The organism is Burkholderia cenocepacia (assembly GCF_900446215.1).
GTDB classification, from domain to species: domain Bacteria; phylum Pseudomonadota; class Gammaproteobacteria; order Burkholderiales; family Burkholderiaceae; genus Burkholderia; species Burkholderia cenocepacia.
The window spans coordinates 278,751-296,373 of sequence record NZ_UAQZ01000002.1 but is presented as its reverse complement, the minus strand read 5'-3'; the positions used below and the strand labels follow the sequence as shown (position 1 = coordinate 296,373).

Annotated in this window: 16 protein-coding genes; 7 read left to right on the top strand and 9 right to left on the bottom strand. The window is 67.8% G+C overall.

The window, feature by feature from the left end:
* Nucleotides 1–671: 671 nt before the first annotated feature.
* A complete protein-coding gene (locus DTA15_RS10545; RefSeq protein ID WP_006489065.1) occupies nucleotides 672–1,130 on the top strand; it encodes a (2Fe-2S)-binding protein in 459 nt (152 codons plus the stop codon).
* A 21-nt stretch (nucleotides 1,131–1,151) separates the two neighbouring features.
* The gene (locus DTA15_RS10540) at nucleotides 1,152–3,644 is read left to right on the top strand and encodes a xanthine dehydrogenase family protein molybdopterin-binding subunit (RefSeq protein WP_012493715.1); all 2,493 of its coding nucleotides are present in this window, start codon (nucleotides 1,152–1,154) and stop codon (nucleotides 3,642–3,644) included.
* 196 nt (nucleotides 3,645–3,840) lie between these two features.
* On the opposite strand, the gene DTA15_RS10535 is transcribed toward DTA15_RS10540, so the two are convergent.
* Nucleotides 3,841–4,866: an AraC family transcriptional regulator gene (locus DTA15_RS10535; protein WP_012493714.1), complete on the bottom strand. Its 1,026-nt coding sequence runs from the start codon at nucleotides 4,864–4,866 to the stop codon at nucleotides 3,841–3,843.
* Nucleotides 4,867–5,216: 350 nt separating this feature from the next.
* Here DTA15_RS10535 and DTA15_RS10530 point away from each other — a divergent pair, with 350 nt between their 5' ends.
* The 5 genes from DTA15_RS10530 to DTA15_RS10510 all read left to right on the top strand — a co-directional run bounded on the left by DTA15_RS10530 (nucleotide 5,217) and on the right by DTA15_RS10510 (nucleotide 10,119).
* Nucleotides 5,217–6,464: a dienelactone hydrolase family protein gene (locus DTA15_RS10530; RefSeq protein WP_006486280.1), complete on the top strand. Its 1,248-nt coding sequence runs from the start codon at nucleotides 5,217–5,219 to the stop codon at nucleotides 6,462–6,464.
* Between the two features lie 40 nt (nucleotides 6,465–6,504).
* The gene (locus DTA15_RS10525) at nucleotides 6,505–7,293 is read left to right on the top strand and encodes an SDR family oxidoreductase (RefSeq protein ID WP_006486288.1); all 789 of its coding nucleotides are present in this window, start codon (nucleotides 6,505–6,507) and stop codon (nucleotides 7,291–7,293) included.
* Nucleotides 7,294–7,360: 67 nt separating this feature from the next.
* On the top strand, nucleotides 7,361–8,599 hold the full coding sequence (locus DTA15_RS10520; RefSeq protein ID WP_006486286.1) for a styrene monooxygenase/indole monooxygenase family protein: 1,239 nt from the start codon (nucleotides 7,361–7,363) through the stop codon (nucleotides 8,597–8,599).
* A gap of 5 nt (nucleotides 8,600–8,604) precedes the next feature.
* Nucleotides 8,605–9,132 carry a flavin reductase family protein gene (locus DTA15_RS10515; RefSeq protein WP_006486282.1) on the top strand — a complete coding sequence of 176 codons (528 nt, stop codon included), beginning with the start codon at nucleotides 8,605–8,607 and terminating at the stop codon, nucleotides 9,130–9,132.
* A 36-nt stretch (nucleotides 9,133–9,168) separates the two neighbouring features.
* A complete protein-coding gene (locus DTA15_RS10510; protein ID WP_012493713.1) occupies nucleotides 9,169–10,119 on the top strand; it encodes a SphA family protein in 951 nt (316 codons plus the stop codon).
* Between the two features lie 279 nt (nucleotides 10,120–10,398).
* On the opposite strand, the gene DTA15_RS10505 is transcribed toward DTA15_RS10510, so the two are convergent.
* The 8 genes from DTA15_RS10505 to DTA15_RS10470 are packed head-to-tail and all read right to left on the bottom strand — an operon-like array spanning nucleotide 10,399 to nucleotide 17,623.
* A complete protein-coding gene (locus DTA15_RS10505) occupies nucleotides 10,399–11,373 on the bottom strand; it encodes a type II secretion system F family protein (RefSeq protein ID WP_006486292.1) in 975 nt (324 codons plus the stop codon).
* A gap of 36 nt (nucleotides 11,374–11,409) precedes the next feature.
* Nucleotides 11,410–12,387 carry a type II secretion system F family protein gene (locus DTA15_RS10500; RefSeq protein ID WP_006486281.1) on the bottom strand — a complete coding sequence of 326 codons (978 nt, stop codon included), beginning with the start codon at nucleotides 12,385–12,387 and terminating at the stop codon, nucleotides 11,410–11,412.
* 35 nt (nucleotides 12,388–12,422) lie between these two features.
* Complete coding sequence (locus DTA15_RS10495; protein WP_006486287.1) at nucleotides 12,423–13,790, bottom strand: TadA family conjugal transfer-associated ATPase; 1,368 nt, start codon at nucleotides 13,788–13,790, stop codon at nucleotides 12,423–12,425.
* A gap of 18 nt (nucleotides 13,791–13,808) precedes the next feature.
* Nucleotides 13,809–15,017, bottom strand: a complete 1,209-nt coding sequence (locus DTA15_RS10490) for a CpaE/TadZ family protein (RefSeq protein WP_006486290.1) — start codon at nucleotides 15,015–15,017, stop codon at nucleotides 13,809–13,811.
* Nucleotides 15,018–15,039: 22 nt separating this feature from the next.
* Nucleotides 15,040–15,483, bottom strand: coding sequence for a TadE/TadG family type IV pilus assembly protein (locus tag DTA15_RS10485; protein ID WP_006486285.1), 444 nt, complete (start codon nucleotides 15,481–15,483; stop codon nucleotides 15,040–15,042).
* Nucleotides 15,480–16,016 carry a TadE/TadG family type IV pilus assembly protein gene (locus tag DTA15_RS10480; RefSeq protein ID WP_006486283.1) on the bottom strand — a complete coding sequence of 179 codons (537 nt, stop codon included), beginning with the start codon at nucleotides 16,014–16,016 and terminating at the stop codon, nucleotides 15,480–15,482. Before DTA15_RS10480 ends, DTA15_RS10485 begins: the two co-directional genes overlap by 4 nt.
* Nucleotides 16,017–16,029: 13 nt before the next feature.
* A complete protein-coding gene (locus DTA15_RS10475) occupies nucleotides 16,030–17,301 on the bottom strand; it encodes a pilus assembly protein TadG-related protein (RefSeq protein WP_006486279.1) in 1,272 nt (423 codons plus the stop codon).
* Between the two features lie 25 nt (nucleotides 17,302–17,326).
* The gene (locus tag DTA15_RS10470; protein WP_006486293.1) at nucleotides 17,327–17,623 is read right to left on the bottom strand and encodes a hypothetical protein; all 297 of its coding nucleotides are present in this window, start codon (nucleotides 17,621–17,623) and stop codon (nucleotides 17,327–17,329) included.

Here is a 17,623-nt window from a genome sequence, read left to right as displayed (position 1 = left end):
GGTAAATACCGGAATACGCTATTCGATGTTTTTTGGAAAAACACTGTCCCGTCACCAGTCCGAAGCGGATGGCCGAATTAAAAACAAACGAGAATCAATCGGCGAGAATTATTGAATCGGCATATTTTACTTTTAAGCCCCCCTCGTCACCCGGTAAATTTTCCACTAATTAGAAACGATTGTTTTTCATCAAACCGAGGCATTGCCCCGGCGAGCGGCTTTCCTCGCACCTCTGTCTATACAGGCCAACGAGGCCTCCACGCCGAAATCCTGCAGCGACGGGGCCTCCCGCCCGACAATCAAACGCCGGCCCGGTGCCGTCGGACAACCGTGCGTCCCTTGCCCCGCCTGTCGTTTGGTCGGTATCTGCCGTCCGATCCACGTGTCTCCCGGAGTGATCGCGAGTCAAATATAGGCCCGACTCGCAAACGTTTTCCATGGGGCCGACATTTTTTTGGCAAAACTCAACACTCTTTCATCTTCATTAACTACTTTTCATTCCGGATGAAAGCGATTCTTATTAAATTAATCACGCAAATTATTAAGAAAGGCAAAAAACTCAAATTCCCGGATGCCGATTTTTTACCGGATCTGCTTTAATTGATTCAGATCCGCCGCATTGTCTTTTTGGTCCGCGGGCGATAACGAGGTGTCCAAGGGAGAACTTCACGATGGTGACGTTGAATATCAACGACCGGCCGGCCGAGATCGACGCCGATCCGTCGACGCCGGTGCTCTGGGTGCTGCGCGACAACCTCGGGTTGACCAGCACCAAGTTCGGATGCGGCACCGGCGACTGCGGCGCCTGCACCGTGCATGTCGACGGCCGCCCGGCCCGAAGCTGCACGCTGGCGCTGTCGGCGGTCGGGAATGCGCGCATCACGACGTCCGAACATCTCGCCGACGATGCGGTCGGCAAGGCCGTCCTCGACGCGTGGCTCCGGCACGACGTCGCGCAATGCGGCTACTGCCAGAGCGGCCAGATGATGAGCGCGGCCGGCCTGCTACGCGGCAACAAGGCGCCGACCGACGCCGACATCGACCGTGCGATGGCCGGCAACCTGTGCCGTTGCGCGACTTACCAGCGCATCCGTGCCGCGATTCACGATGCGGCTCGCGCGCTTGCCTGAGCCTGCCGGGAGACTTTGACCATGCGTATCCGCACTTTCGGGCGTCCGGCAAGCGCCGACGCCCCCCACCGCGATGCATCCTCCGTCACCGGAGCCGATGCTCCGATGCCCGGCCGGCGCGGCTTCCTGAAGCTGACGATGGCGGCGAGCGGCTGCCTCGCGCTCGGCATCGCGCCGACGCGGGCGCGGGCCGAAGCCGGCAGAACCGTTCAGCCTTCGCCACCTCAAGCATTCCTGATCATTGCGCCGGACAACACCGTGACCGTTGCCGTCAACCGCACCGAGTCCGGCCAGGGCGTCAGCACCGCGCTGCCGATGGCGCTGGCCGACGAACTCGATGCCGACTGGCGCAACGTGCGCACCGTGCTCGCGCCGGCGGGCGAGCCGTACAAGGACCCGGTGACGGGTATCCAGATGACGGCCGGCTCGACGTCGGTCAATCACTCGTTCGCGCAGTACCGCGAACTCGGCGCCTCCGCTCGCGCGATGCTCGTCGCCGCGGCCGCGCAGCGCTGGAACGTCGATCCCGCCACCTGCCGGACGGCGAACGGTGTCGTGACGTCCGGCAACTACCGCGCGACCTACGGCGAACTCGCACCGGCCGCGATGGCGATGCCGGTACCGCAGCGGGTGTCGTTGAAGTCGCCGGACCAGTTCCGCATCATCGGCAAGCCGACGCCGCGCATCGACGCGCGCGGGATGCTCGACGGCACGCTCAAGTACGGGATGGATTGGCGTCTGCCGGACACGATGGTGGCCGTGGTCGCGCGCCCGCCGCGCTTCGGCGGCAAGGTCGCGAGCTACGACGCGGCCGCGGCCCGCGCCGTCAAGGGCGTGGTCGAGGTCGTCGAGATTCCGACCGATCGCGGCGGCACCGGCGTGGCCGTGATCGCGAACGGCTACTGGCCGGCCAAGCTCGGCCGCGATGCGCTGAAGATCACGTGGAAGGACGCCGGCTCGACCGTCACGTCATCCGAACAGATGCAGGCGTACAAGCAGCTCGCCGGCACGCCGGGCACCGTGGTGCGCACGACCGACGCGGGCAGCGCGCCGCCGGCGGCCGCGCGCATTCGGAAGGATTACGAATTTCCGTATCTCGCGCATGCGGCGATGGAGCCGCTCAGTTGCACGGTGGACGTCGGTCCCGCCAACTGTGCGTGCGGGATCAAGATCTGGGGCGGCTCGTCGCTGCAGACGAGCGACCGCGCGGCGGTCGCGAAGGCGCTCGGCGTCGCGCCGGAGAAAGTCCAGATCTTCACGCTGACGTCGGGCGGCGACTATGGCCGGCGCTCGACGCCGACGTCGGACTACGTGGTCGAAGCCGCCCACGTGTCCGCCGCGTACCTCGCGGCCGGCCATCTCGGCCCGGTCAAGACGATCTGGACGCGCGAGGACGATCTGCGCGGCGGCTATTACCGCCCGATGGTGCTGCATCGCGTCGACATCGGCGTGGACGGCAGCGGCGCGGTGCGCGACTGGCAGCATGTGGTCGTCGGCCAGTCGGTGCTGAAGGGCTCGCCGCTCGAGCGCACGACGATGCTCAAGCGCGGCACCGATCCCAACCTGACCGAAGGCGTCGCGAACAGCCCGTACGGCTTCCCGATGCAGGTATCGGTCCATCAGACCGACGCCGACGTGCCGGTCCAGACCTGGCGCTCGGGCGGCAACACGCATACGGCGTTCGTGATGGAAACGCTGGTCGACGAGCTCGCGCACTCGGCGCGGCAGGATCCGGTCGCGTACCGGATGGCGCGGCTGGCCGGCCCCGAGCACACCGCGCATCGCCAGGCGCTCGCGCTGGCCGTCGACAAGTCCGGCTACGGCATCCGCACGCTGCCGGCCGGGCACGCGTGGGGGGTCGCGATGCACGAAACGGCCGGCTCGGTCGTCGCGTACGTGACGGAAGTGTCGATCGAAGCGCAACAACCGCACGTGCATCGCGTGACGGCCGGCGTGTATGCGGGGCGCATCGTCAACCCGACCGGTGCGGAAGCGCAGATCCAGGGCGGCGCGCTGTTCGGTCTCGCGACGACGAAGCCGGGCTTCGCGATCGACGTCGACCATGGCGCGGTCCGCAACGCCGGGTTCGCCGACTATTCGCCGATACGCATGCAGGAAGCGCCGCCGGTGGATGTCTTCTTCGTTCCGTCGGACGCTCAGCCGACCGGGCTGAGCGACGCCGGCGTGCCGCCGATCGCGCCGGCGGTGGCCAACGGGGCGTTCGTGCTGACCGGCGAGCGGGTGCATGCGTTGCCGTTCGCGCCGATGCTGGTCGCGGCGGCCGCGCCCGCGATGCCGGCGGCCCCCGCGGCGGCGGCCGACGAGGATCCGTACGGCGACCTGCCGGCCGGCGGCTGCCGGTTGCCGCACAAGGTCAAGCCGGCCGCGTTGAAGCCCAAGGCCGATCAAAGCCACGCGGGCGTCGGCCAGGCGCCCACGGTGCCGAAATTCCTGCGGCCGAAACGGCGCGCGGGCATTCCGTGTATCGAGGATCTGAAGAAAGGCACGGTGTGACGTAGACGTTCCGGCAAGCGGCCGCGCCCGGCGCACCCCGCCGGGCCGCCGGCCGCATTGCCCTTAGCCCTTAGCCCTTAGCCCTTAGCCCTTAGCCCTTAGCCCTTAGCCCTTAGCCCTTAGCCCCTAGCCCTTAGCCCTTAGCCCTTAGCCCTTAGCCCTTAGCCACGGCGGGACAGCGCGCCCGCCGTCGCGTTCACCCCCGCACGCGCCGCATCCTGAGCGTCGCCGACGGCGATTCGCCGAACACCCGCTTGTACTCGATCGCGAAGCGCCCGAGGTGCGCGAAACCCCATTTCAGCGCGATATCGGTGACCGACGCGAGCCCCGGCGTGTCGTCGGCCAGCAGTTCCTCGCGGACATGTTGCAGCCGCAACTGCCGCACGAAGCCCATCGGCGTGATTCCGTGGCGATTGCGAAAGCCGGCGAACAGCGTGCTAGGGCTGACGCCGGCGAGATCGGCGAGCCGTTCGATCGTCAGCGGCTCGTCGAGATGCGCGCGAATGTATTCCTCGACGCGTCGCACATAGAACGGCGCGAGCGCGGTCGGCCGAGGCCGCGCACCGTCGCGTGCGCTGTTCGGGTGGCCGTGCAGCAGCAGGTTGAGCAGCGTCGATTCGAGCTGCTCGAACGCGAGCGGATGGCGCAACGGATGCGCGTCCGTCGCGATCGCGCCGGCGAGCACCGGCAGTAGTTGCGCGAGACAGGCGCCCTGCGGCGACGACAGGCTGAATTCCGGTTCGAATTCGACGCTCGCACGCCGGTCGTCGCCGAAATGCCGCTGCGCGTGATGCTCCATCACTTCGCGCTCGATGCGCAGGATTACTTGCGGGCACGCGTCGCCCCAGCGCATCTTCAACGGCAGCGTCGGCGAAAGCAGTGACGCGGTGCCCGGTGACGACACGAAGCGCGTCGCGCCGCATTCGATCTCGGCGTCGCCGCGCAGCGGAATCTGCAGCAGGAAGAAATGTTCGAGCGGCCCCGGCTCGATGCTGACGCCGCCACCGTAATCGAGCAGGTTCAACGACAGGTTGCCCCAGCGCGCATGGTGCATGCAGCTGTGCAGCGCGCGCGATTCGCCGGTCGGCGTGAGCCGGTGCGGCTTGAACACATCGGCCACGCGTGCGCGCACCTCGTCGACGTCGTTCGACTGCAGCAGCAGCGTGTCGTGATTGAAACAGGCGGCATCGGCCAGCCAGCCGGTTTCGAAAAATTGCGCCATCGAAGTTCTCCCGTCGTGCTCGATCGCACTCGCGCCGTGCATGCATTCCCGCTATCGGGGAATCCGTCGCACGATCCGGACAGCGTCCGGAGTATCCGGACAGTCCGTCCTACGAAACACGCAAGTCCCGCGCAAGCCACGCAAGAAGCAGACCGTTCGCGCATCGTAGAAAACTGTGCGGGCCTTCCGCATCCGCACATACCCGCACTCGGCCCCGGCCCGCCGGCCTGTGGCAGCCGCTGCCGCAGGTTTCCGGAATTCGCGGATACCGGCCGAAGAAAGCGGATAGAAACGCCCATTTCGGCCGCCAATACTGGGCCGTCACCGAAACCAACCGCATGGAGGGACCCATGAACGGACGTCACATCGAGATTCCATCGCCGGACGGCGGCGCGTTCCGCGCGTACCTGAGCACGCCGGCCGGCGGCACCGGGCCGGGCATCGTGCTCTGTCACGAGATCTTCGGCGCGAACGCGACGATGCGCGACGTGGCCGACTATTACGCCGAGGAAGGCTATACGGTGCTCGTGCCGGACCTGTTCTGGCGCCAGGCCCCGGGCATCGAGCTCGATGATACGGCGGCCGATTTCGAGCGCGCGATGGCCCTTTACCGCGAATACGACGAAAACAAGGGCGTCGAGGACATCGGCGCCGCGCTGGCCGTGCTCCGCCGCCGGCCGGAATGCACGGGTGAGGCCGGCGTGCTCGGCTACTGCCTCGGCGGCAAGCTCGCGTATCTCGCCGCGTGCCGGCTGCCGGACGTGGCCGCGGCGGTCAGCTACTACGGCGTGGGCATCGAGCACGCGCTGGACGAAGCCGCGCACCTGCACGGGCGGCTGGTGCTGCAGATCGCGGAGCTGGACCGCTTCTGCCCGCCCGACGCGCAGCAGCGCATCGCGGCTGCGCTGGCGGGCCGCGACGGCGTCGAAGTCTACGTCTACCCCGGCGTCGATCATGCATTCGCCCGCGCCGGCGGCGATCATTTCGACAAGGCCGCCGCGGTCATGGCCCACCAGCGCGCGATCGCCGCGTTCCGCGCCGCGCTCGGCCCGCGCTACGACCTGTCCGCGCTGTGGGAAACGCACCTGAAGCACGAGTTCGACACGCGCAACGTCGACGCGACGATGGCCACGATGGTCGCCGAGCCGTACGTCAACCATATTCCGACGCTGACGGGCGGCGTCGGCCACGACGAGCTCAAGCGCTTCTACACGCATCACTTCGTGCATGCGAATCCGCCCGACACGACGATCACGCCGATCTCGCGCACGATCGGCGCGAGCCAGATCGTCGACGAGCTGCTGTTCCGCTTCACGCACACCACCGAGATCGACTGGATGCTGCCGGGCGTCGCGCCGACCGGCAAGCGCGTCGAGATTCCGCTCGTCGCGATCGTCAAGTTTCGCGGCGACAAGCTCTATCACGAGCACATCTACTGGGACCAGGCGAGCGTGCTCGTGCAGATCGGCCTGCTCGACCCGGCCGGCCTGCCGGTGGCGGGCGTCGACACGGCCCGCAAGCTGCTCGACGAAACCGTCCCGTCGAACGGCCTGATGCGCCGCTGGCACGACAGCACGCCATCGGCGGATGCGCACTGACGCGCCCCTTCCCTCACCCCACGATGCCCGGAGACACTCCATGAATGCCCTTGCTGGCAAAGTCGCGCTCGTCACCGGCGGCGCCACGCTGATCGGCGCCGCGGTCGCGCAGGACCTGAGCCGCGCCGGTGCATGCGTCGCGATCCTCGATCTCGATGCGGACAACGGCGCACGCGTGGCCGCGTCGCTCGGCGAACGGGCGCTGTTCCTCGCGCTCGACATCACCGACGACCGTGCGATCGAGCGCGCGGTCGCGGCGATCGTCGAGCGGTTCGGCGCGATCGACGTGCTCGTCAACCTCGCGTGCAGCTATGTCGACAACGGCATCCACGCGACCCGCAACGACTGGCTTGCCGCGATGGACGTCAACGTCGTGTCGGCCGCGATGCTCGCGAAGGCCGTGCATCCGCACATGGCCCGGCGCGGCGGCGGCGCGATCGTGAACTTCAGCTCGATCTCCGCGCAGTGCGCGCAAACCGGCCGCTGGCTGTATCCGACCTCGAAGGCCGCGATCCGCCAGCTCACGCGCAGCATGGCGATGGATCTCGCGCCCGATCGCATCCGCGTCAACTCGGTATCGCCGGGCTGGACCTGGTCGCGCGTGATGGACGAGATGACGCGCGGCGACCGCGCGAAGACCGATCGCGTCGCCGCGCCGTTCCACCTGCTCGGGCGCGTCGGCGATCCGTCGGAAGTCGCGCAGGTCGTCACGTTCCTGTGCAGCGACGCGGCGAGCTTCGTGACGGGCGCCGACTACGCGGTGGACGGCGGCTATGCCGCGATGGGCCCCGAACAGGCGGTGCCGGCGATTCCGCGGCTCGCGGAGTGACCGTGCCGCGTCGCCGCTGCTTCCCGCAACCATTCCGGCCGTCACGCGGCCAACCGAGGACATTCCCATGAGACGCATCGCTATCGTCGGCGCCGGCCAGTCCGGCCTGCAACTCGCCTTCGCCCTGCTCGACCAGGGCTACCACGTCACGCTCGCGACCAACCGCGATGCGGAGCAGATTCGCACGGGCAAGGTCATGTCGAGCCAGTGCATGTTCCACACGTCGTTGCAGATCGAGCGCGATCTCGGCCTGAATACGTGGGAGGAAGCGTGCCCGGCCGTCGAAGGCATCGGCATCGCGGTGCCGCACCCGGACGGCCACGGCCGCAAGGCGATCGACTGGTCGTCGCGCCTCACCCGCTACGCGCAGTCGGTCGACCAGCGCGTGAAGATGGCCGACTGGCTCGACGGCGTGCGCCGCCGCGGCGCGGACGTGCGCATCGCCGACATCGGCGTGCCCGAACTCGAGGCACTCGCGCGCAGCCACGACCTCGTGCTGCTCGCGGCCGGCAAGGGCGACATCGTCGGCCTGCTCGGACGCGACGACGCACGCAGCCCGTTCGACCGCCCGCAGCGCGCGCTGGCCCTCACCTACGTGAAAGGGATGACGCCGAGCGAGCCGTATTCGCGCGTGCGCTTCAACCTGCTGCCGGGCATCGGCGAGTACTTCGTGTTTCCCGCGCTGACCACCACGGGCCCGTGCGAAATCATGGTGTTCGAAGGCATCCCGGGCGGCCCGCTCGACTGCTGGGCCGACGTGAAGACGCCCGAGCAGCATCTGGACCGCAGCCTGTCGTTCCTGCAGCAGTACGTGCCGTGGGAATTCGAACGCTGCCGCGACGTCGAACTCACCGATCCGAACGGCACGTTGGCCGGACGTTTCGCGCCGACCGTGCGAAAGCCGTTCTTCCGCTTGCCGTCGGGCCGCACCGTGTTCGGGATGGCCGATGCGGTGGTGGTGAACGATCCGATCACCGGCCAGGGCTCGAACAACGCCGCGAAATGCGCGAACGCGTATTTCGACGCGATCGTCGCGCGCGGCGCCGCGCCGTTCGGCGAAGACTGGATGCAGCAGACCTTCGAAGGCTATTGGGCCTATGCGCAGCATGTCGTGCGCTGGACCAACTCGCTGCTCACCCCGCCGCCGCCGCACATTCTCGAACTGCTCGGCGCGGCCGGCCAGTCGCCGTCGCTCGCGAAAACGATCGTCGACGGCTTCGACGACCCGCGCCGGTTCGCGCCGTGGTGGTTCGAACCGTCGGCCTGCGCGGCGCTGATCCGCGAACACAGCGTGCGTGCGGAGTAACCGCCATGGAAACGACCGTTACCGACCGCGCGGCCCTCGACCCGATGCAGTTGCGCGCCGCGTTCGGGCAGTTCCCGACCGGCGTCACCGTGATCACCACGTGCGCGGCCGACGGGCGCAAGGTGGGCCTCACCGCGAATTCGTTCTCGTCGCTGTCGCTCGATCCGCCGCTCGTGCTGTGGAGCCTGCGCAAGGTCGCGCCGAGCCGCCCGGATTTCGTCGCGGCCACGCACTTCGCGATCAACATCCTCGCGCACGACCAGATCGACCTGTCGCGGCGCTTCGCGACACCCAGCGCCGACAAGTTCGACGGCGTGCCGCACGTCGCATCGGAGAGCGGCGGCGTGCCGTGCCTCGCCGGCGCGAGCGCGCGCTTCGTGTGCCGCAACGTCGGCCACTACGCAGGCGGCGACCACCTGCTCTTCATCGGCGAGATCGAACGGTTCGACGCATTCGGCAAGGCGCCGCTCGTGTTCCATGCCGGCCAGTATCGCGCGATCACCGATCATCCCGATCTTTTACGTTCCTTTTAATTAGTCATACAAACGAATAACCAGAAGGTGGTGAACATGAAAATCGGCTCTCGCCTGCTCGTCGCCGCAGGCTTCGCGATCGCCGGCCTCGCCGGCCCCGCGCGGGCGGCCGACCTGCCCGCGGTCAACCTCGGCATGACCAGTTTCCTCGACGGGATGCCGCCGGCCGGCGCCGGCTGGTACGGCACGCAGTATCTGCAGTACTACACGGCCGGCCGCGTCAACGACAATGCGGGCAACAAGGTCGGGTTGCCGAAGCAGGACATCGACCTGTTCGCCGGATTGAGCCAGCTCGTCTATCAGTCGCCGCTGACGTTCGCGGGCATGCATCCGGGCCTCGACGTGATCCTGCCGTGGATTGCGTCCGCGCGCACCGACGACGGCATCGGCAACGTCGCGCTGAATGCGCGCGCCGGCTTCGGCGATCTGCTGATCGGCCCGTTCATCCAGTTCGACCCGGTGATGGGTGCGCAGGGCCCGCGCTTCGCGCAGCGCGTCGAATTCCAGTTCATCGTGCCGACCGGCGCGTACGATCCGTCGCGCGCGATCAATCCCGGCAGCCATTTCTGGTCGTTCGATCCGTACTGGGCGGCGACGCTGTGGCTCACGCCGAAATGGACCGTGTCGTGGCGGCTGCACTATCTGTGGAACGCGACCAACCATCAGCCGGCCACGGCACTCGGCCCGGACGTGACGTCGACGCAGGCCGGCCAGGCGCTCCACGTGAACTTCGCGACCGAGTACGAAGTGCGGCCCGGCCTGCGGCTGGGGCTCAACGGCTACTGGCTGCGCCAGACCACCGACATGAAGGCCAACGGGCAGGACGTGCCGGGCACGCGCGAAGCAGTATTCGCGATCGGGCCGGGGGCGATGATCAGCTTCTCGCCGCACGATCACCTGCTGTTCAACGCGTACTTCGAGACCTATGCACGCAACCGGCCGCAGGGCACGCGGATGGTGCTGCGCTACGTGCATCACTTCCAGTGACGCGCGGCGCGCCGGCTGCCCCGCTACGGGGCGCCGCCGCTTCAACGGGTTAGCAGTAGGGGGCAGCCGTGAAGGCGGTGGACTACGGCTTGTTCCATGGCCGACCATGGGTCCAGGATGCATTGACGCCGCTATGGTCGACCTGTCTCGCGGCGCCGCCTGGGGAGGGAGCCTCCATGAAGCCTGTTGCCGTGCCGGCCGCCGGATGGCCAGCGGGTGGCCCGGGGGCCGGCACATCCAGCCTTTATCGATGCGCGCGAAGCCGCATCCGCGCGCCGCTCACTGCGCGATGCCAACGAACGTCGGCAGCAGCACGCGATAGACGTGAATCATCGCCGGGCCGAGCAGCACCACCATCAGCGCGGGGAAGATGCAGAAGATCAGCGGGAACAGCAGCTTCAGCGCGATCTTCGCCGCCCGTTCCTCCGCGCGCATCCGGCGCCGCGTGCGCAGCATGTCGGACAGCACGCGCAGCGATTCGCTGATGCTCGTGCCGAACCGGTCGGCCTGGATCAGCATCGCGCAGAACGACTCGATGTCCTCCACGCCGGTGCGCAGCGCGAGATTGCGCAGCGCCGTCTCCTTCGTGAAGCCGGAGCGCATCTCGAGCAGCAGCAGGTCGAGTTCGCTCGCGACCACCTCGCTGCGAAACCGCAGCTCCTCGCTCACCTTCATCAGCGCCGCGTCGAGCCCGAGCCCCGCTTCGACGCACACCGTCAGCAGGTCGAGCGCGTCCGGGAAATCCTCGAAGATCTTCTGCTGGCGCACCTTGACCCGCTGCGACAGCACCACGTTCGGGATGTAGTAGCCGATTCCCGCGAGCGCCACGAGGATCACCGACAGCAGCGCGCGCTCGTCGCCAAGCGACGTCGTGATCAGCACCAGCAGCGCCGCGCACGGCAGGCCGAGCGCGAGCATCGTCTTCGCGGTGAAGTACAGCGCGGCCGCGCTCGGGTTGCGCCAGCCGGCATTCATCAGCCGGATGCGCAGCGGCGAATTCTCCCAGCCCTCCTTCGGCACCGACAGCTTCGAGATCGGGGTGGACAACTCGACCAGCTTCGCGACCCAGCGCGACGCCAGGTCGTCGCCGTCGCCCGGGCCGGCGATGGCGCCCGCCCCGGCGCCGCCCGCCTGCTCGATCCGGCGCTGGATGCTGCGCGGCGCGAACAGCAGCATCGCGACGAGCACGCCGCCGGCCACGAAGATGAACAAGCCGCCCAGCATCACGGCCTGGACCACGCTCAGGTTTTGCATGACAACCTCGCAACGGTTCGTTATTCGGCTCGCGCGTCAGACGCGAATGCGGACGATACGGCGGATCCAGAACAGGCCGAACAGCATCGACACCAGCATCGTGCCGACCATCCGGATCCCGGCCGGATCCTCCCAGAGCACCGACAGGAATTCGCGGTTCAGCAGCGCCATCACCGCCGCGGTGCCGAACGGCAGCAGCCCGAGAATCCACGCGGACAGCCGCCCTTCCGCCGACAGCACGCGCACCTTGTCGAACAGCTTGAAGCGCTCGCGGATCAACCCGGCGATGCTGTCGAGCAACTCGGCGAGGTTGCCGCCCGTCTCGCGCTGGATCAGCACCGCGATCACGAAGTAGCGCAGATCCTGCACCGGCACGCGCGTCGCGAGATTCATCAGTGCGTCGTGCAACGACACGCCGTAGTTGACCTCGTCGAACGTGACGCGGAATTCGCCGCCCATCGGCTCGGAAAACTCGTCGCCGACCATCCCGAGCGTGCTCGTGAACGAATGACCGGAACGCAGCGCGCGCGCGATCATGTCGCAGATGTCCGGCAATTGCCGCTCGAGCTTGCGCATCCGCCGGGCGCGGCAGCGCAGCACGTACAGCATCGGCAGCCAGCCGGCGAACAGCGCGAGCGGCACCGCGACGAGCTGCGGCAACCGCATGAAACTGGCCACGAACCACGTGAGCGCCGCGAACGTCGCGCTGAGCGTGATGAGCTTCGGCAGCGTCCAGTCGAGGCCCGACTGCTGGATCACGAGATCGAGCGTATGCACGCGCGGCAGGCGCAGCAGCAGCCGGTCGAACGGTTTCGACTCGTCGAGCATCCGCTTCTTCAGGATCGACAGCCGCTCCTGCTGGACGTTGCCGCCGGCCGACATCGCCCGAATGCGCGATTCGATCCGGCGCGCGGCGGTGCCGTGCCGCGCGTTCCACCATTGATAGATGCCTTCGATCGACAGCACGACCGCGACGAAGGTGAGAATCACAAAACCGTAAAAGATCGCATTCATGAGGCCTCTCCCCGGCAGCACACGGCGCCCTGGCGTCAATCCGTCTCGTAACGCACGGACGGGTCGTACAGCGAATCCGGCAGGTTGATGCCGAACGCCTGCAGCCGCTCGACGAACTTCGGCCGCACGCCGGTCGCGCAGAAGTGGCCGCGCACCGAGCCGTCGCGGTCCACGCCGGTGCGCTTGAACGTGAAGATCTCCTGCATGTTGATAATGTCGCCTTCCATTCCGGTCAGTTCCTGGATGCTGATGATCTTGCGCTTGCCGTCGGTCAGCCGCGCCGCCTGCACGACCACCGAGATCGCCGACGCGATCTGCTGGCGCATCGTCTTCGGCGGCAGCGTGAGGCCGGAGACGCTGACCATGTTCTCGAGCCGCGTCAGCGCGTCGCGCGGCGTGTTCGCGTGAATCGTCGCGAGCGAGCCTTCGTGGCCGGTGTTCATCGCGTTGAGCATGTCGAGCGCTTCGGCGCCGCGCACTTCGCCGAGGATGATCCGGTCCGGGCGCATCCGCAGCGCGTTGCGCACCAGCGTGCGCTGCGTGATCTCGCCCTTGCCTTCGATGTTCGGCGGACGCGTTTCGAGCCGCAGCACGTGCGGCTGCTGCAGTTGCAGCTCGGCGGCGTCCTCGATCGTCACGATCCGCTCGTTGCGCGGAATGAAGCCGGACAGGATGTTGAGCAGCGTCGTCTTGCCGCTGCCGGTGCCGCCCGACACCAGCACGTTCACCTTCGCGCGCGACAGCGCGTCGAGCAGCTCGGCCATCGGCGGCGTCAGGCTGTGGAAGCGCACCAGGTCGTCCATCTTCAGCGGGTTGACCGCGAAACGCCGGATCGACATCAGCGGCCCGTCGATCGCGGACGGCGGGATGATCGCGTTCACGCGCGAACCGTCCGGCAGCCGCGCGTCGACCATCGGGCTCGATTCGTCGATGCGGCGCCCGACGCGCGACACGATCTTCTCGATCACCTTCATCAGGTGCGCGTCGTCGTAGAACGTCACGTCGGTCAGTTCGAGCTGGCCGCAGCGCTCGACGTAGACCTGCCGGTAGGTGTTCACGAGGATGTCGGAAATGCCGGGGTCGCGCAGCAGCGCCTCGAGCGGGCCGAAGCCGAACATCTCGTCGTACACGTCGATCGCGAGCTGGCGCCGCTCGATGTCGTTCGCCGGCAGCCGCTCCTCGTCGAGGATGCGCGCGATCAGCGCGCCGATCTCCATGCGGACCTGATCCTGGTGCAGCCGCGACAGGCGCTCGAGCTCGACGCGCTCGAGCACGGCCAGGTGGATTTCGCGACGCAGCTTCTGGTATGCGTCGCGCACCGACGAATGCGCCGGGCCGGCCGGTTCGTTGCCTGCCGCCAGCGGCTGGGCCCGGTGCAAGGACATCTGTTCGCGCAATGACATGATGATTCCCCGAAAGAATTACATCGACTTGAGCTTCGGCGTGGCCTTGCGGCCGAACAGCCGGGACATCAACGGTTCGCTGTGCGTCGCGCTGCGTCCCGCGCGCACGTCGCCGTCGACGAGTTGCTTCGCGCAGCCCTGCAACGCACGCGCGACCGCCGAGCCGCGCGCGAGCCGCGACACCGGATGGCCCTGGTTGATCGCTTCGAGCACGGTCTCGGCGTCGTCGGGAATCGTGCAGGCCGCCTGCAGGCCGAGCACTTCCTCGAGCGCGGTGCGGGTCCGCTCGCTCGCGCGCGTCGCGCGGTTCACGATCAGCCGCAGCTGGTCGGTCGAGTAGCCGAGCGACACGAGGATCTCCAGCAGCCGGCGGCCGGCGCGCACGTGCGGCATCGCGGGCTGCAGCACGATCTGGATCTGGTCGCTGCGATCGAGCGCGACCATCGACAGCGGGTTGATGCCGACGCCGACGTCGAAGATCACGAAGTCGTAGCGCGGCGCGGCGACGCCGAGAATCCACTCGAGCGCGTCCTCGCGCATCTCGGCGGCCTTGACCGGGTCGCCGGCGCCCGCGAGCACGTGGAAGTTTTCCGTCACGTGCGCGACGCTCGCGTCGAGAAACGCGCTGTCGAGCCGCTCGATCTGCGCGCACAGCTGCGGCAGCGTCGACGGCGGGGTTTCGTCGCTGACGAGGAACGCCGCGTCGGCGAACTGCTGGTTCACGTCGATCAGCAGCACGCGGCGCTTGAAGCCCTCGGCGATCTCGAACGCGACGTTGCCGGCCGCGAAGCTCGTGCCGGCCCCGCCCTTGCACGACATGAACGACACGATCCGCGTGTCGTCGGTATCGCGCCGCGTGCTTTGCGCGACCGCCCGTCCGAGCGCGTGGCCGAGCGCCTGCGGGTCGAGCGGCCACTGCAGCACGTCGCGTGCGCCGGCGCGCATCGCGTCGAGCAGCACGTGCGGCGACGCGTCGGCCGTCACGAGGATGCAGGTCAGGCCCGCGTGCGCGCGGCAGATGCGCTCGATCGCCGGCAGCTCGGACGGCTCGAGCGACGTGCCGTCGACCAGCAGGATGTCGAACGCGTCGAGCCCGTCGGTGCGATGCTCGATCTGCGACGGGCGGCCGGTCGCACGGGTCGTGCGATAGCGTCCGCAGTCGGCCACGAGACGCGCGATCTGCGTGAGCCGCGCGGTATCGTCGGAAGCTACGAGGATGTTGATCATGTCGTGTGCCTCGTGTGTTCGATTAGTTGCAGGCGGAGCCGCCCGTCGCGGAGCTCAGGCTTTCGCGCGGCAGCGTCGTCGTGAACGGCGGCATCCTGACCGTGACGTTCACGAACGGGATCATGGTCTTGACGGTGACGTTCGTGACGCTCACCGTCACGAACGAGCACGTGTTGATGTCGCAACTCGTCGGCGTGTAGCTGACCGACACGTTCGCGTCCGACAGCAGCGGCAGCAGCGACCGCACGCGCTTCACGACGCCGGCGGCGTTCACGTCGCAGACGACCGCCGTGCGCGCGCCGAGACGCACGGCCTCGCTCGCGGTATTCCAGTAGAACAGCACGCGACCGAATTCGAAGATGCCGATCAGCAGCATGATCAGCACCGACGCGATGAGGGCGAACTCGACGATCGCGACGCCGCGCTGGGCGCGCCGGTGTGATGGCGGAAAGCGGCGTGCGTTCATGACACTTGCCTCATCACGGTGACGATGTTGCCGAAGGTGATCGACGGCAGTCCCGGGTACGCGGGAATCGGCTGGTACTTGTAGCCGCTGATCTTCACTTCGACGACGTTGATCGCGCCCGCCGCCGAGCCGCTCGACGAACTGTTGTTGTCCGCGTCGTAGGTCGGCAGGTTCGCGAACTGCGACGGGTCGGATGCGTCGCTGCAGCCGGTCGTGTGCTGTGCGTCGCAGATCGTGACCATCGACGTCTTGAGCCCGGGCACCAGCTCGCTGCCGGCCGAGCCGCACGTCGTGCTGCCGTACACGACCAGGCACTGCGCCTGCGCCACCGGATACGCGCTGTCGGTCGGCAGCCAGACCGACAGGTAGCGCGCCGCGTCGCGGGTCGCCTTGGTCAGCGTCTCGTACTGGTAGATCGCGCGGCCGAACTCCGCCACGCCGGTCGCCAGCATGATCATCGGCATCAGCACGAGCGCGAACTCGACGGCGACGGCGCCGCGGGCGCGCGAACGACGAATCGACGGCTTCTTCATGATCGTCTCTCCGTTATCGAACGAGCATCGGAACCTGGGTTCCGGACGCGCTGCCGCTGCCGGGCAAGCCGTGCGTCGCGCACGGGTTGTTGCCGGAAACCGACGAGCCGAGGTATTCGAGGTGCGCCACCACGGGGCCGCTGCCGGCGCTGAACGGCAGCGGATCGAGCATCAGCACGCAATCCCATTGCGTGATGTGCACCTTGCCGCTGCTGCCGGACAGCGTCGAGCAGTCGCCCTCCGGCGCGAGCGCGACGCGGCGATCGCCGCCGAACGTCTGGTAGTTGCTCGCCGTCGCCGTGCCGTTGGTCGCGATGCCGCTGCCCGACGGCGGTGCGCCGTCGCCCTGGTAAGGCTTGAAGCTCGCGCGGTCGGCCACGAACTGCGTGTACGCGTCACCCTTGATGCCCGGTGTTCCCGGCGGCCCGTAGTTCGGCCCGACGTACGCGTAGCCGGTGAAGTCGGGCTGGCCGCTCGAGCCGTTCGCGCCGTTCGTATAGATCCCGAAGCGCGTGTTCCAGGCCCGCTGCGCCGCCGACTTCAAGCCCGTGGTGCTCAGGTCCGGCGGGCTCGTGATGTTGCAGGTATTGCCCGACAGCTCGCTCGCGAGCGTCGTCTCGTTCGTCGAGCCGTCGAGCGCCGCCCAGCCGAAGTTGCCGGGCCCGTAGGTCGACGACGACCCGGACGGCGACGAGATCCAGTCGCCGACCTTGTAGGCCGGATCGGACGGGCCGCGGCACACGAACACGGGAATCGCGCAGGTCGTCTGCCCGCCGCCGACGGTCGCGATCGCGCTCGCCGACACTTCCGCCGCATTCGCGAGCTTCGTGCCCGGCAGCACGTTCAGCACCTCGATGAACCAGTGCGCGATGTTGCTCAGCGTCGCGGTGCACTGCACGTACTTGATGCTCGCCGGCTTCGTGACCGCGCTCTTGGTCAGGAACGGGTTGGTCAGCGAATCGCTGAACGTGACGTTCGCATTCGTCGACATCTGCACCGACGTTTTCTGGAAAAACACGAAATTCAGGTGGCCGGCGGCGATGCCGTCGGCCTCGGCCACCGACAGGCTGATCGCCGAAGTCAGGTCGCGCGCGGCGGACAGCGCGCAGGCATCGGCGCTGTTCTGCAGTTCGCTGCGCGTGACGTACAGCTTGCCAAGATCCAGCGCGAGCCCGACGAATCCGATCATCACCGCCAGCGAAAGGCCGACGATGATCGCGACGGCACCGCGCTGGCGATGCAGGCCGCGACGCGTGACTTTCGGATGGCGGGCTGCGCTGTTCATGGCGTTCTCCCTGAGCGTGGTGTCGTTACTGGGTAGCCTTGCCGATGCCGATCACGAACGCATTGGCGGGCGGCACGGTCTGCTTGAACGACTTGTCGTAGTTGTCGAGCGCGGCCGCGGCGGCGCTGCCGTCGATCCCCGACGCCGACGCCGGATGCTCGCCGGCATGCGGATCGATGATCTGGGCCTGCATCACGGTGCGGACCGAGTCGCCGAAGCGGCTGTCCCACACCGGGGTCGACGACATGCAGCCGGCAAGCGCGAACGCGAGCGGGACGGCGAGCGCCGCGCGGCGCACGAATACGAGGTAGGCGGATTTCAT